Source organism: Pseudomonas sp. 13159349, assembly GCF_013305685.1.
GTDB lineage: Bacteria > Pseudomonadota > Gammaproteobacteria > Pseudomonadales > Pseudomonadaceae > Aquipseudomonas > Aquipseudomonas asiatica.
In genome coordinates this window covers 5,721,300-5,736,439 of record NZ_CP045553.1, presented here as the reverse complement: position 1 = coordinate 5,736,439, position 15,140 = coordinate 5,721,300, and the positions used below count along the sequence as shown (strand labels likewise).

At 64.7% G+C, this 15,140-nt stretch carries 12 protein-coding genes; 8 read left to right on the top strand and 4 right to left on the bottom strand.

The features are described from left to right. The first annotated feature begins 4 nt into the window (after nt 1-4). From GEV38_RS26300 to gcvP, 6 genes are all read left to right on the top strand, one after another. Complete coding sequence (locus GEV38_RS26300; protein ID WP_173896053.1) at nt 5-1,222, top strand: 2-octaprenyl-3-methyl-6-methoxy-1,4-benzoquinol hydroxylase; 1,218 nt, start codon at nt 5-7, stop codon at nt 1,220-1,222. A gap of 202 nt (nt 1,223-1,424) precedes the next feature. Further along, nucleotides 1,425-2,426, top strand: a complete 1,002-nt coding sequence (locus GEV38_RS26295) for an extracellular solute-binding protein (protein WP_015272231.1) — start codon at nt 1,425-1,427, stop codon at nt 2,424-2,426. A 143-nt stretch (nt 2,427-2,569) separates the two neighbouring features. Further along, nucleotides 2,570-4,192, top strand: a complete 1,623-nt coding sequence (locus GEV38_RS26290) for an iron ABC transporter permease (protein ID WP_015272230.1) — start codon at nt 2,570-2,572, stop codon at nt 4,190-4,192. Between the two features lie 125 nt (nt 4,193-4,317). Then, complete coding sequence (gene gcvT / locus GEV38_RS26285) at nt 4,318-5,400, top strand: glycine cleavage system aminomethyltransferase GcvT (protein WP_015272229.1); 1,083 nt, start codon at nt 4,318-4,320, stop codon at nt 5,398-5,400. A gap of 51 nt (nt 5,401-5,451) precedes the next feature. Further along, complete coding sequence (gcvH, locus tag GEV38_RS26280; RefSeq protein WP_015272228.1) at nt 5,452-5,835, top strand: glycine cleavage system protein GcvH; 384 nt, start codon at nt 5,452-5,454, stop codon at nt 5,833-5,835. 193 nt (nt 5,836-6,028) lie between these two features. Beyond that, complete coding sequence (gene gcvP, locus GEV38_RS26275) at nt 6,029-8,902, top strand: aminomethyl-transferring glycine dehydrogenase (protein ID WP_054573421.1); 2,874 nt, start codon at nt 6,029-6,031, stop codon at nt 8,900-8,902. A gap of 119 nt (nt 8,903-9,021) precedes the next feature. Here the strand turns inward: gcvP and GEV38_RS26270 are convergent, their stop codons facing one another. From GEV38_RS26270 to GEV38_RS26260, 3 genes are all read right to left on the bottom strand, one after another. Then, a complete protein-coding gene (locus GEV38_RS26270; protein WP_003259356.1) occupies nt 9,022-9,336 on the bottom strand; it encodes a DUF2388 domain-containing protein in 315 nt (104 codons plus the stop codon). Between the two features lie 89 nt (nt 9,337-9,425). Then, entirely contained in the window at nt 9,426-11,111 is a 1,686-nt protein-coding gene (locus GEV38_RS26265; protein ID WP_015272226.1) for a GspE/PulE family protein, read from the bottom strand. Between the two features lie 203 nt (nt 11,112-11,314). Continuing rightward, on the bottom strand, nt 11,315-11,620 hold the full coding sequence (locus GEV38_RS26260) for a hypothetical protein (RefSeq protein WP_003259353.1): 306 nt from the start codon (nt 11,618-11,620) through the stop codon (nt 11,315-11,317). Between the two features lie 126 nt (nt 11,621-11,746). Between GEV38_RS26260 and GEV38_RS26255 the strand changes: the two genes are divergently transcribed. Beyond that, nucleotides 11,747-12,217, top strand: coding sequence for an Lrp/AsnC family transcriptional regulator (locus GEV38_RS26255; RefSeq protein WP_123083967.1), 471 nt, complete (start codon nt 11,747-11,749; stop codon nt 12,215-12,217). 85 nt (nt 12,218-12,302) lie between these two features. Here GEV38_RS26255 and GEV38_RS26250 read toward each other — a convergent pair whose 3' ends face one another. Continuing rightward, the gene (locus GEV38_RS26250; protein WP_003259352.1) at nt 12,303-13,670 is read right to left on the bottom strand and encodes a CYTH domain-containing protein; all 1,368 of its coding nucleotides are present in this window, start codon (nt 13,668-13,670) and stop codon (nt 12,303-12,305) included. A 218-nt stretch (nt 13,671-13,888) separates the two neighbouring features. On the opposite strand from GEV38_RS26250, the gene argE reads away from it, so the two are divergent. Further along, the gene (argE, locus tag GEV38_RS26245; protein ID WP_054573419.1) at nt 13,889-15,031 is read left to right on the top strand and encodes an acetylornithine deacetylase; all 1,143 of its coding nucleotides are present in this window, start codon (nt 13,889-13,891) and stop codon (nt 15,029-15,031) included. Nucleotides 15,032-15,140: the final 109 nt, after the last annotated feature.

The following is a 15,140-nucleotide window of genomic DNA, read 5'->3' as shown; positions in this document are numbered from 1 at the left end:
GGAAATGCGCGCAGATCTGTTGATTGTCGGTGCCGGTATGGTCGGCAGCGCCCTGGCCCTGGCATTGCGCCACAGTGGCTTGCAAATCCTCTTGCTCGACGGCGGCCCGCTGACGGTCAAGCCGTTCGATGCCCAGGCCCCGTTCGAGCCGCGTGTCAGCGCGCTGTCGGCAGCCAGCCAGCGCATCCTCGAGCGCCTTGGCGCTTGGGATGGCATCGCCCTCCGGCGTGCCACGCCATACTCGGACATGCATGTATGGGATGGCAGCGGCACCGGGCAGATTCACTTCTCGGCGGCCAGCGTGCATGCCCAGGTGCTCGGCCACATCGTCGAGAACCGGGTGGTGCAGGATGGCCTGCTGGAGCGCCTGCATGACAGCGATATCGGCCTGCTGCCCAATGCGCGGCTCGAACAGCTGCGACGCTCCGGCGATGAGTGGCTGCTGACCCTCGCCGATGGCCGCCAGCTGCGTGCGCCGCTGGTGATCGCGGCCGACGGTGCCAACTCGGCAGTGCGGCGCCTGGCAGGCTGCGCAACCCGCGAGTGGGATTACCTGCACCACGCCATTGTCACCAGCGTGCGTTGCAGCGCCGGGCACCAGGCCACGGCCTGGCAGCGCTTTACCGACGAAGGACCATTGGCGTTCCTGCCGCTGACCCGCGACGGCCAGCAGGACTGGTGCTCGATCGTGTGGTCGACCACGCCGGAGCATGCCGAGCAGTTGATGGCGCTGGATGAAGCTGCGTTCCTGAAGGCCCTTGAGCGGGCTTTCGAGGGGCGGCTGGGTGATGTACTGCAAGCCGACCCTCGGGTGTGCGTGCCGCTGCGCCAGCGCCACGCCAAGCGCTATGTGGATGAAGGCCTGGCATTGATCGGCGATGCCGCGCACACCATTCATCCGCTGGCCGGGCAGGGCGTCAACCTGGGCTTCCTCGATGCTGCGGTGCTGGCCGAGGTGCTGGTCAACGCCTGCGAGCGTGGCGAGCGGCTGGCGGATGTGAAGGTGCTAAGCCGTTACGAGCGGCGGCGCATGCCGCACAACCTGGCGCTGATGGCGGCGATGGAGGGGTTCGAGCGGTTGTTCCAGGCCAACCCGTTGCCGTTGCGCTGGTTGCGTAACAGCGGGTTGAAGCTGGTGGAGCAGATGCCGGAGGCCAAGGCGATGTTTGTGCGACAGGCGCTGGGTTTGAGCGGTGACCTGCCGGATCTGGCCAAGGCTTGAGATTGTCGGGGCCGCTTTGCGGCCCTTTCGCGACACAAGGCCGCTCCTACAGGGGGACGCAATCTCTTGTAGGAGCGGCCTTGTGTCGCGATGGGCTGCACAGCAGCCCCCTCTGCAACATCCGGTAACGCCTATGTAGATGAGTCGGAAAATGGGATTCACTACCATTTGCACCTCTCATACGATCCGAGGAGTGCTTTCCATGTTGCCACGCAAGCCCCTACTGGCCGCCCTGGCCCTGACCCTGTTCGGCGGCACCGCCCAGGCAGCGGACGAAGTGGTGGTGTACTCCTCGCGCATCGACGAGCTGATCAAGCCGGTGTTCGATGCCTATACCGCCAAGACTGGGGTCAAGATCAAGTTCATCACCGACAAGGAAGCCCCGCTGATGCAGCGCATCAAGGCCGAGGGCGAAAACGGCGTGGCCGACCTGCTGCTGACCGTCGATGCCGGCAACCTGTGGCAGGCCGAGCAGATGGGCATCCTGCAGCCGATCAAGTCCGACATCATCGACCAGAACATCCCGCCGCAGTACCGCGCCTCGTCCCACGACTGGACCGGCCTGAGCCTGCGCGCGCGCACCATCATCTACTCCACCGAGCGGGTCAAGCCGCAAGAGCTGAGCACCTACGAAGCCCTGGCCGACAAGCAGTGGGAAGGCCGCCTGTGCCTGCGCACGGCGAAGAAAGTGTACAACCAGTCGCTCACCGCCACCCTGATCGAGACCCACGGCGAGGCGAAGACCGAGCAGATCGTCAAAGGCTGGGTCAACAACCTGTCCACCGACGTGTTCTCCGACGATAACGCAGTGATCCAGGCCATCGAGGCCGGCCAGTGCGACGTGGGCGTGGTCAACACCTACTACTACGGTCGTCTGCACAACCAGAACCCGAAACTGCCGGTGAAGATCTTCTGGCCCAACCAGGGTGACCGTGGCGTGCACGTGAACCTGTCGGGCATCGGTCTGACCAAGCATGCACCACACCCGGAGGCGGCGAAGAAGCTGGTTGAATGGATGACTGGTGAAGAGGCGCAGAAGCTGTTCGCCGACATCAACCAGGAGTTCCCGGCCAACCCGAAGGTCAAGCCATCGGAAGAAGTGGCAGCGTGGGGCAGCTTCAAGGCTGACAGCATTCCGGTTGAAATCGCTGGCAAGCGCCAGGCTGAAGCGATTCGCTTGATGGATCGGGCTGGCTGGAACTAAGCGCCAGGCTTTATCCTTCCGGGGCCTTTCAGGGCCTCTTCGCGGGCATGCCCGCTCCCACAGGATTACTCGATCTCTGTGGGAGCGGGCATGCCCGCGAACGACCGCATAGCGGTCGCAAATCAGCCACAGAGACATTCAACTTGCCCCACTCCCCCCAACGCCGCTGGTACCTCCCGGTCACCCTGGTCGCCGCCCTGGTGCTCCTGCCCCTGAGCGTCCTGCTGTTGTCCTGGCAGTCGATCGACCTGCAGATCTGGTCGCACCTGCTCGACACCCAGATGACTCGCCTGCTGGGCAATACCCTGACGCTGGTGGCGGGTGTGGGCATCGGCGTCACGTTACTGGGGGTCAGCCTGGCCTGGTTGACCAGCCTCTGCGAGTTCCCTGGCCGGCGCTGGCTGGACTGGGCGCTGATGCTACCGTTCGCCATCCCTGCTTATGTGCTGGCGTTCGTCTTCGTCGGCCTGCTGGACTTCGCCGGCCCGGTGCAGAGCGCCCTGCGCGAGGTGTTCGGGCCGATGCGCCTGCCGCGGGTTCGCTCCACCGGCGGGGTGATCGTCGTACTGGTGCTGGTGTTCTACCCCTATGTCTACCTGCTGGCGCGCAGCGCATTCCTGGCCCAGGGCAAGGGCCTGATGGAAGCCGCGCGGGTGCTGGGGCTGTCCCCGCTGCAAGCGTTCTGGCGCGTGGCTCTGCCCATGGCTCGGCCTGCGATCGGCGCCGGTATTGCCCTGGCCCTGATGGAAACACTGGCCGACTTCGGCGCGGTTGCGGTATTCAACTTCGACACTTTCACCACGGCCATCTACAAGACCTGGTACGGCTTCTTCAGCCTGTCCAGCGCTGCCCAGCTGGCCAGCCTGCTGCTGCTGGCGGTGATGCTGGTGCTGTATGGCGAGCGCCGTGCCAGGGGGGCCAGCCGCAGCGGCAACGAGCGGCCGCGCGGGCAGGCGCTGTACCACCTGCACGGGGTCAAGGCGTTGCTGGCCAGCGGTTGGTGCCTGCTGGTGTTCGCCTGCGCCTTCGTCATCCCGCTGCTGCAACTGCTGGCGTGGTTCTGGCAGCGTGGCCGACATGACCTGGACGAGCGCTATGTCGGCCTGGTGTTGCACACCCTGTACCTGGGCGGCATGGCGGCGCTGGTCACGGTGTGCGTGGCGTTGCTGCTGGCCTTTGCCCGGCGCCAGGCGCCGACGGGTGGTATTCGCGCCGGGGTGGGCCTGGCCAACCTGGGCTATGCCTTGCCCGGCTCGGTGCTGGCGGTTTCGATCATGCTGGCCTTCAGTTACCTCGACAACCACCTGGTCATCCCGCTGTCCAGCTGGCTGGGCGGTGCCGGCAAGCCGCTGCTGCTGGGCAGCCTGGCCGCATTGCTGCTGGCCTACCTGGTGCGCTTCATCGCGGTGGCCTACGGGCCGCTGGAGAGCAGCCTGGAGCGGATCCGCCCGTCACTGCCCGAGGCATCCCGCAGCCTGGGCGTCGGTGGCGCGGGATTGTTTTTCAAGGTGTATCTGCCGCTGCTGGTGCCTGGCGCGCTCAGCGCCGCCCTGCTGGTGTTCGTCGACGTGCTCAAGGAAATGCCGGCCACCTTGCTGATGCGCCCGTTCGGCTGGGACACCTTGGCGGTAAGGGTGTTCGAGATGACCAGCGAGGGTGAGTGGGCGCGTGCATCGTTGCCGGCACTGACCCTGGTGCTGGTGGGCCTGCTGCCGGTCATCGGCCTGATCCGCCGTTCGGCACGTCGACCCGGTCACAGTCACTGAGGGTGCCAGCCCGCGCCCTTGCGGCTACAATGCGCGGCATTCGCGCGGCGGGTCCTACACAAGAAGAGCTGACGACCCGACGTCATCGACCGCCGCCGCTTCGCCACGCCCGGAAGGAGAAACCCATGGGACAGCGCACGCTTTTGTATGACCTGCACCTGGCGCTTGGCGCCAAGACGGTCGATTTCGGTGGCTGGGACATGCCCCTGCACTATGGCTCGCAGGTCGAGGAGCACCATCAGGTGCGCAGCGATTGCGGGGTGTTCGATGTTTCCCACATGACCGTGATCGATGTCGATGGTAGCGACGCCACTGCCTGGTTGCAGCGTCTGCTGGCCAACGACGTGGCCCGCCTCGACGACACCGGCAAGGCGCTGTACAGCCCGCTGTTGCAGGAACAGGGCAGGGTGATCGACGACCTGATCGTCTACCGCACACAACATGGCTATCGCCTGGTCACCAACGCCGCCACCCGTGCCAAGGTACTCGACTGGCTGCAGCAGCAGCGTGGCGGTTTTGCCGTGGACTTCCAGGTCCGCCCAGACCTGGCCATCCTTGCCATCCAGGGCCCGCATGCTCGAGAAAAGGTTGCAGCCCTGCTCAGCCCCTCGCGTGCGGCGCTGATCCGCGAACTGCGTCCTTTCGAAGGCTTTGCCGAAGGCGACTGGTTCATTGCCCGCACCGGTTATACCGGTGAAGACGGCCTGGAGATCATCCTCCCCGGCGAGCAGGCCGTGGCCTTCTTCAACGACCTGGTCGGTGCCGGCATCGCCCCCAGCGGCCTTGGTGCCCGCGATACCCTGCGCCTGGAAGCCGGCATGAACCTGTACGGCCAGGACATCGACGAAAACCACACACCGCTCACCTCCAACCTCGGCTGGAGCATCGCCTGGGAGCCGGCCGAGCGCGATTTCATCGGGCGCGCCGGGCTGCTGGCGGAAATCGAGCACGGCGTGCAGGAAAAACTGGTCGGCCTGGTGCTGGAAGAGCGTGGCGTGCTGCGTGCCCACCAGGTGGTGCGTGTAGCCGGGATTGGCGAAGGGGAGATCACCAGTGGTAGTTTCTCGCCTACGCTGAGCAAGTCCATTGCCCTTGCACGCGTGCCCATGGCCACCGGCGACCGGGCCGAGGTGGAAATTCGCAGCAAGTGGTACCCGGTGCGGGTAGTCAAACCGACCTTCGTGCGCCACGGCAAGATCCTGATCTGAACAATTTTTAACCGGCGGGCGTACCGCTGAGCCAATCGAGGAATTCAAGACATGAGCAATATCCCCGCCGAACTGCGTTTTGCCGAAAGCCACGAGTGGGCTCGCCTGGAAGCCGACGGCACCGTGACTGTTGGTATCAGCGACCACGCCCAGCAAGCCCTGGGTGACGTGGTGTTCGTCGAGTTGGCCGAAGTCGGCAAGGTATTCGCCGCTGGCGATGCGGCCGGTGTGGTCGAGTCGGTCAAGGCCGCTTCGGACATCTACGCCCCGGTCGGTGGCGAAGTGATTGCGGTCAACGAAGAGCTGGCTGATAGCCCTGAGCTGCTCAACGAAGAACCTTACGATTCTTGGATTTTCAAGCTGAAGCCAAGCGACAAGTCTGAGCTGGACAAGCTGCTGGATGCTGCTGGTTACGCGGCCGCTATCGGCGAATAGGGCTTCAGGCCTCATCGCCGGCAAGCCAGCTCCCACAGAGATAGCGCGCGCCTCAGGGCCTGTGGTTACCTGTGGGAGCTGGCTTGCCGGCGATAGGGCCGGTACTGGCAAAACAAGTTTCCCCGCAGAATCGGCAATCCCTTCCTAGACTTGTAAGTCTCCATGAGAGCTGTTCCAGGAAGAGAGCGTCGTCATGTCCCAGTCGCCATCCCTGCATCAACTGCAAGAGCTCAACCCATTCCTGCGTCGCCACCTTGGCCCGGATGCCACGGAGCAGCAGGCCATGCTCAACGCGCTGGGTGTCGCCAGCCGCAGTGAGCTGATCGAGCAGACCGTACCGCCAGACATCCGCCTCAATCGCCCCCTCGACCTGCCGCCGGCACTGGACGAACAGGCCGCCCTGGCCAAGCTCGCCGGTTACGCCGGGCAGAACCAGGTCTGGACCAGTCTGATCGGCATGGGCTACCACGGCACCATCACCCCCACGGTCATCCTGCGCAACGTGCTGGAGAACCCGGGCTGGTACACCGCCTACACGCCTTATCAGCCCGAGATTGCCCAAGGCCGGCTGGAGGCGCTGCTGAACTTCCAGCAGATGGTCATCGACCTCACCGGGCTGGCCCTGGCCAATGCCTCGCTGCTCGACGAAGCCACCGCCGCCGCCGAGGCAATGGCCCTGGCCAAGCGGGTGGCGCGCAACAAGAGCAATGCCTTCTTCGCCGACGAGCACTGTCACCCGCAAACCCTGTCGGTACTCAAGACCCGTGCCGAGGGCTTCGGCTTCGAGCTGATCGTCGACTCTGTGGATAACCTTGGCAAACACGCGGTTTTCGGGGCCTTGCTGCAGTACCCGGATACTCATGGCGAGGTGCGCGACCTGCGCCCGCTGATCGACCATTTGCACAGCCAGCATGCCTTGGCCTGCGTAGCCGCCGACCTGCTGAGCCTGGTGGTGCTGGCACCGCCTGGGGAGCTGGGAGCCGATGTGGTGCTGGGTTCAACCCAACGCTTTGGCGTACCGATGGGCTATGGCGGCCCCCACGCGGCCTATTTCGCCTGCCGCGATGACTACAAGCGAGCCATGCCGGGGCGCATCATCGGCGTGTCGCGCGATGCCCGTGGCAACACCGCGCTGCGCATGGCACTGCAGACCCGCGAGCAGCATATCCGCCGCGAGAAGGCCAACTCCAACATCTGCACGGCCCAGGTGCTGCTGGCCAACATTGCCGGCTTCTATGCGGTATACCATGGCCCCGAAGGCCTGCAGCGCATTGCCCAGCGCGTGCACCGGCTGACCTTCATCCTGGCCGCCGGCCTTGAGGCCAAGGGCATCAAGCGCCTCAACCAGCACTTCTTCGACACCCTTACCCTGGACGTCGGCGGTGCCCAGGCGGCCATCATCGAAAGCGCCGAGGCCGCCCAGATCAACCTGCGAATCCTTGGCCGCGGGCATCTGGGCGTGAGCCTGGACGAGACTTGCTCGGAGCAGACGGTGTTGCGCCTGTTCGATATCTTCCTGGGGGTGGATCACGGCCTGGATATAGCCGCACTCGACCAACTGGCCCTGCCCGAAGGCATCCCTGCCAGCCTGGTGCGGCGCACGCCGTTTCTCGCCCACCCGGTGTTCAACCTGCACCACAGCGAAACCGAGATGCTGCGCTACCTCAAGCAACTCGAGAACAAGGACCTGGCGCTGAACCAGTCGATGATCCCGCTGGGCTCGTGCACCATGAAGCTCAACGCTACCAGCGAGATGATCCCCATCACCTGGCCCGGCTTTGCCCAGCTGCACCCGTTTGCCCCGGCGGCCCAGGCCACCGGCTACAAGGCGATGATCGACGAACTGGAAAGCTGGCTGTGCGCCATTACCGGCTTCGATGCCATCTGCATGCAGCCCAACTCCGGCGCCCAGGGCGAGTATGCCGGCCTGATGGCCATTACCCGCTATCATCGCAGCCGCCACCAGCCGCAACGCACGCTCTGCCTGATCCCGTCGTCGGCCCACGGCACCAACCCGGCATCGGCGCAAATGGCCGGCATGGAGGTGGTGATCGTCGATTGCGACGACGATGGCAACGTCGACCTGGCCGACCTCAAGGCCAAGGCCCACTCGGCCGGGGATCGGTTGTCGTGCCTGATGATCACTTACCCGTCGACCCACGGCGTTTATGAAGAGGGGATTCGCGAAATCTGCGAAGTGGTCCACCAGCACGGTGGCCAAGTGTATATGGATGGTGCCAACCTCAATGCCCAGGTGGGCCTGGCGCGTCCGGCGGATATCGGCGCCGACGTTTCACACATGAACCTGCACAAGACCTTCTGCATCCCCCACGGTGGTGGCGGCCCGGGCATGGGCCCGATCGGCATTCGCGCGCACCTCAAGCCGTTCGTTGCCAGCCATCCGGTGGTGCCGGTACCCGGCCTGGACCCGAACAACAGCGCGGTCAGTGCTGCGCCCTGGGGCAGTGCGAGCATCCTGCCGATCAGCTGGATGTACATAGCCATGATGGGCCCGCAACTGGCCGATGCCAGCGAGGTGGCGATCCTCTCGGCCAATTACCTGGCCAGCCAGCTGGGTGGTGCCTTCCCGGTGCTCTATCGCGGGCGCAACCAGCGGGTGGCGCATGAGTGCATCCTCGACCTGCGGCCGCTGAAGGCGCTGACCGGCATCAGTGAAGAGGACGTGGCCAAGCGCCTGATGGACTATGGCTTCCATGCGCCGACCATGTCGTTCCCGGTGCCGGGCACGCTGATGGTCGAGCCGACCGAGAGTGAATCGAAGGCTGAACTGGACCGCTTCGTCGAGGCGATGCTGGCGATTAGGGCGGAAATTGGCGAAGTGCAGGAGGGCAACTGGCCGGCGGAGAACAACCCGCTCAAGCATGCGCCGCATACCCTGGCCGATGTGCTGGCGGAGTGGGACAGGCCTTACAGCCTGGAGCAGGCGGTGGCGCCCAGTGCTCACGTGCGCCAGCACAAGTACTGGCCAGCGGTGAACCGGGTCGACAACGTTTATGGGGACAGGAATCTGTTCTGTGCTTGTGTGCCGGTGGAGGCGTATCGCTAATTGTGGTTTGCCTGTGCCGGCCCCTTCGCGGGTAAACCCGCTCCTACAGGACTTGTACAAGTTTCGAATACTGTGCAGTACCTGTGGGAGCGGGTTCATCCGCGAAGCAGGCGACGCGGTTACTCGGCTACCGCATTCTTGGCCAAGATGGCATTGGCCAGTTCCATGTCGGAAGCCTGCATCCCCGGGTTCTCCGCGCGAGCCTGGCGAATTGCCGCTTCGAGGAACGGCCCACGGATCGCGCCTTCGCTGGCCACGAAGCTGCCGGCGTCATCCTGCGCCGCCATCACCAGCTTGTGATCCCCGGAAGTCAGGTAGCTCGATGCCGTGGTAGCACCGGTAGTCATCACGTTACGCCAGAAGGTATCGGCCATGGCCGAGCCGATAGGCAGCGAAAGCAAGGCAGCGGCAGCGATGGCGGTTTTGAAACGCATGTTGAAACACCTCGAAGGGTGAGGGTTGAAGATGCGCGGTTTGATCCTGCCACAGGGGGGCAAGTTCCTTGAATACAAAGGATTTTTGCTCAGGAACAGGCCCGTAGCACTTCCTCTTGGCGGGTCTGCCCACAGGCTACCTTGGCATCGCCGCAGCGGCGCAGATCGAGCAAGCCATCGGCCACGGCCTGACGACGCAAACTGGCCAGATCGCTGTCCGGGCCTATCAGGGCGCGCAGTCTGTCGCTGGGTATCAGCAGCTCGAACAACCCTGTGCGGCCATGGAACCCCGTGCCACGACAGGTACGGCATGGCTGCCCTTCGCGCAGCGCTGTATCACCCCGGCAATCCGCGCACAGTGTGCGCACCAGCCGCTGGGCCATGACCCCCACCAGCGTCGCCTTGATCAGGTAGTCGGCCACACCCAGCTCCTGCAGGCGGGTGATCGCGCCACAGGCGTCGTTGGTATGCAGGGTCGACAGGACCAGGTGCCCGGTAAGGGCTGCCTGTACCGCCACCAGGGCGGTCTCGCGATCACGGATTTCGCCGATCATGATGATGTCCGGGTCCTGGCGCAGCATGGCCCGCACACCATTGGCGAATCCCAGGTCCAGGGCGGGTTGCACCTGCAACTGGTTGAAGGCGGGTTCCAGGCGCTCGATCGGGTCTTCGATGGTGCACAGGTTGACCTGCGGCGTGGCCAGCAGCTTGAGGCTGGCGTAAAGCGTGCTGGTCTTGCCGGACCCGGTGGGGCCGGTAACCAGGATGATGCCCTGACGATGACGCAGCAGGCCTTGCCACTGGTCCAGTTGCGCCCCGTCCAGGCCGAGCCGGTCGAAGCCCTCTTGCAACTGTTGCGGGTCGAACAGGCGCAGCACCAGTTTCTCGCCGAACGGAGTCGGCAAGGTCGACAGTCGCAGTTCCACCTCGCCGCCGCCAGGCAGGCGGCTATGCAGCCGGCCATCCTGCGGCCGCCGTTTTTCCGCGACGTCCATGCGCCCCAGGTGTTTCAGGCGGCTGACCAGCGCCAGGGTCACCCCGGCGGGGAAGGCGTAGACGTTGTGCAGCAGGCCGTCGATGCGGTAGCGCAGTTGGCCCTGTTCGCGGCGTGGTTCCAGGTGGATATCGCTGGCGCGTTGCTCGATGGCGTACTGCAGCAGCCAGTCGACGATATGCACGATGTGCGCGTCGTCCGCACTGGCCTCGGCCTGGCGCTTGCCCAGCTCCAGCAGCTGTTCGAGTTCGCCCAGGCTGGCTGACTGCTGGTGTTGCGCGCCCTTTACCGATTGGGCCAGGCGGTGGAACGACTGCCCTGCCTGGCGGACCTGCTGCGGGCTGGCCAGAACGCGCCGGATCGGCCGGCCCAGGCTGCGGGTGAGGTCGGCCAGCCAGTCGTCCTGGTAGGGCTGGGCGCTGGCGACGGTGACGCTGGAGGCGTCGGCGGCGACGATAAGGATGCCGTGGCGCTGGGCGAAGGCCGGGGATATCAGGCCGGTGACCTGGGGCAGGTCCAGTTGCAGCGGGTCGATGCGCAGGTAGGGCTGGCCGACCTTGTTGGCCAGCCATTGGCAGAGGCGATCCAGGTCCAGGGGCTCGCCAGGGTGTCGGCGGTCTTCCAGGGCGCAGGCGGCGATCTGTTCCAGCGGGTGGGCGGTGGGGTGATTGGCGGCGTGCTCGAGTACCTGCAGGGTGTCGTTGGCGTGCAGGTGCTGGTCGGCGAGCAGGGCCTGGAGCACGCGCTTGAGGTCGAGTGCCGGGTTGTCGGGGGAGTGCATGGTTGGCGTCCGTGCCTGATAGGGGAGTGCTGATCAAGGCTAGCCGGACGGCGGAAGGTTAACGGAAGTGAAAAGTTTCGGAAATTTACTGTGCCTGTACTGGCCCTATCGCTGGCAAGCCAGCTCCCACAGGACCACCACAGGCTCGAAGATTGCGCTGTACCTGTGGGAGCCGGCTTGCCGGCGATAGGGTCGGTAAATGCTTACACAACCGCCAGCTCCACCCGCTGCAGGTTGCTCAGGCTCACCTCACCCACACACACCAGGTTACGCAGTTTTTGCGCAATCACCTCGGCCCGGTGCCAGCTCAGGCCGCCGATGCCGACCTCGATATCCAGCCAGTCGTCCTGCTGACTGACCTGCACGCTGTGCGGGGTCAGGAACTGCAGGGCAAACAGGTTGAGTACCCGGCACAGGCTGTCAGGCTCGGCCTCGGCCTGCAGGCGATAGTGCACGGTGCTGTGGGCGCTGCTGGCGGCCCAGGCGTCGGTACGGGGCTGTGCGTTCATGCTGGTCTCCGCAAATGTTGGAGAAATTCTTGCACGTTGGTGGCGGTATTTTTTCGCTATTATTTGAGCATTTCGCGGTATTGGCGAATTGATCTATTCATAAAATGATTCTCAGGAGAATTGTCTATGCAAAGCGAGCTGGATGCCTACGACCGCCGTATCCTCGAACTGCTGCAGGAGGACGCTTCGCTGTCCAGCGCGCAGATCGCCGAACGCGTGGGGCTGTCGCAATCGCCGTGCTGGCGGCGTATCCAACGGTTGAAGGAGGAGGGGGTGATTCGTGGGCAGGTGACCTTGCTGGACCGCAAGAAGGTCGGCCTGAACACGCAGATTTTCGCCGAGGTGAAACTGAACGCCCATGGGCGCTCCAACTTCACAGAGTTCACCGACGCGATCCGCGGGTTTCCGGAGGTGCTGGAGTGTTATGTGCTGATGGGGTCGGTGGACTTTCTGTTGCGCATCGTCACCCCGGATATCGAGGCTTATGAACGGTTCTTCTTCGAAAAGCTGTCGAACGTGCCGGGGATTCAGGAGGTGAACTCGATCGTGGCGCTGTCGGAGATCAAGTCCACCACCAGCCTGCCACTGTCGCGGTGAGGTCTTCGCAGCACAAGGCTGCTCCTACAGGGGATATCGGTGCCCTGTAGGAGCAGCCTTGTGCTGCGAAGCAGGCGACGCGGTATCAAGCCTTGAGCAGGTGCTTCCAGCCGCGGCTCTGATCCACCGCCCGAGCCTGCTCGATACGCGCTTCCAGTACTTCATCGCTGATCGGCTGCTCAGCCAGCTCATGTAGCTTCTTCAGGTCGCCATACAGGCGGTCCATCTGGGGCGCTTCCAGCACCTGACGAGCATGGTGCAGCCAGGCCAGCAGCTGCTCGATACGCGGCAGTTGCTCGGCCAGGTCTTCCGGCCGCTGGGTGTACAGCGGCAGCTTCAACGCTCGGCCTTCTTCGCCCAGCAGGTGCGCCAGCCAGCTTGCCAGCTGCGCCTTGCCCTGGCGCTCGCCACGGCCTTTGCGCTCCACGGTCCAGGCACGGGCCAGCAGCCAGCGCGAGGTTTCCAGCGAGAACTGGCCCCAGCGCACGTCCTCCAGTTCTTCGGCGAACTGCTCGGGGGCGGCGCGGCGGATATCTTCGTCTTCGTTACCGGCCTGCACCAGCGGGCGCCAGTCTTCGAGCAAGGCGTCCAGGCTGCTGCGCAGGTCACGGGTGGTGGCGCGTGGCGCAGCCTGGCCCAGGCTGGCGGTAATGGCACGCAGCTCGCTCAGGCACTCGACCCAGTCCTGCAGCAGGCGCCAGTGGCCGTTGTGGCGGTATTGCTCGGCCAGGCGCTGGCTGCTGCCCAGCAGTTGCCAGGCCAGTGCGGCGTAGGCGTCGTCCACGGCCATTTCGGCTTCCAGCTCGGTGTGCGGCAGGCCCAGCTCGTAGCTGTCCGGCTCCAGCAGGCGGTAGCCACGCTCGGCCTTGCTGATGTCACATGGCATCAGCGGCAGGCTGGCGGCCAGCTCGGCGGCCAGTTCCAGCAGTGCCTGCGGCTCACCTTCACGCAGTTCCAGTTCCAGCTCGCAGATTTCTTCCTTGCGCTTGCCGGCGATCACGAAACCCTGGTCCAGCGCGGCCTCGATCACCACCTTGCTCTTGCCACGGCCCCAGGCGATTTCGGCGTATTCACGGCTGAAGTCGGTGGTGAACAGCGGCTTGATGGTCTTTTTGTCCAGGTTGGCCAGTTGCGCGGGCCAGCAGCTGTCGTCGAGCTTCTTCAGGTCGAGCTTGACCTTGTCCAGCTGCCATTCATGCTCGTTGCGCTCGGACAGACCGGCCACACTGGTGCCGCGGCACTTGAGGGTCTGGATGATGGCCTCGCCATCGCGGCGCAGGCGCAGGGCGACACGGGCAGCAGAGAGCTCGCGCTCGGGAGTGTCGAAGTACTGGTTGAGCAGTTCGCGGGTCTGCCAGCCGGACTTGTTGCGCTTTTTCAGCAGAGGGTGCTCGCGCAGGGCGGCAAGGGTCTCGCGGCTGGCGCGGAGCTTGAGTTCGGTTTCTTTGTGCATCACAGGCTCGAAGGAGGGGCGTGGTTGCCCAGCAGTCTACAGGAGTCGGCTCTCGTCTGTTGGATCGTGGAGGCTTCTTCGCGGGTGAACCCGCTGCCACAGGTCCTGTGCTGCCCTCAGGTGCGGCGCTTTCCCTGTGGTAGCGGGTTTACCCGCGAAGAAGCCCACACGGTTGGACGGCATTGCTATGATGGGCAACGCTTCCGAGGAGTACGCGCATGCCGTTGCCGACGCTGAAAGACCAGTTCGCCGCCCTGATCGCCGCGCCCTCGGTCAGTTGCACCCAGCCTGCGCTGGACCAGTCCAATCGCCAGGTCATCGACCTGCTGGCCGGTTGGTTGGGCGACCTGGGTTTCAAGTGCGACATCCAGCAGGTCAGCCCCGGCAAGTTCAACCTGCTGGCCAGCCGTGGCACCGGCCCGGGTGGCCTGGTGCTGGCGGGGCACAGCGACACGGTGCCCTATGACGAACAGCTGTGGGCCAGCGACCCGCTGAAGCTGACCGAAACCGATGGCCGCTGGGTCGGCCTGGGCAGCTGCGACATGAAGGGCTTCTTCGCCCTGGTCATCGAGGCGGTCATCCCGCTGCTGGAGCACGGTTTCAAGCAGCCGCTGCTGATCCTCGCTACCTGTGACGAAGAAAGCTCCATGTCCGGGGCCCGTGCCCTGGCCGAGGCCGGCCAGCCGCTCGGCCGTGCGGCGGTGATCGGCGAGCCCACCGGGCTGCGGCCGATCCGCATGCACAAGGGCATCCTCATGGACCGCATCGACATCCTCGGGCGCAGCGGCCACTCCTCGGACCCAAGCCTGGGCCGCAGCGCCATGGAGGCCATGCACGCAGTGATGGGCGAGCTGATGGGGTTGCGCCAGCAATGGCAGCAGACCTACCGCAACCCGCAGTTCACCGTACCGACCCCGACCATGAACTTCGGCTGCATCCACGGCGGCGACAACCCCAACCGAATCTGCGGCCAATGTGCCCTGGAGTTCGACCTGCGCCCGCTGCCAGGCATGGATGTGGAGCAACTTCGCGCGGCCATTCGCGCCAAGCTGATGCCGGTGGCAGAGCGCTTTGAGGTGCGCATCGACTATGCGCCGCTGTTCCCGGAGGTGCCGCCATTCGAGCAGGCCGCCGACGCCGAGCTGGTGCAAGTGGCGGAGCGCCTGACCGGCCATCGCGCCGAAGCGGTGGCGTTCGGCACCGAAGCGCCTTATCTTCAGCAACTGGGTTGCCAGACCATCGTGCTGGGCCCCGGCGACATCGCCTGTGCTCACCAGCCCGGCGAATACCTGGAAATGTCACGAATCGAGCCTACCGTGCGTCTATTGCGTGACCTGATCCGGCACTATTGCCTGGACTAAACGTCAACCGAACTGTTTCGTTCCTGCCTAGAGGAGACCGCGCGTGACCGCAAGCCTGTTCCGACGATGATCCTGAACGCCCCCTGTATCGCCGTTCTCCGTCCACTTA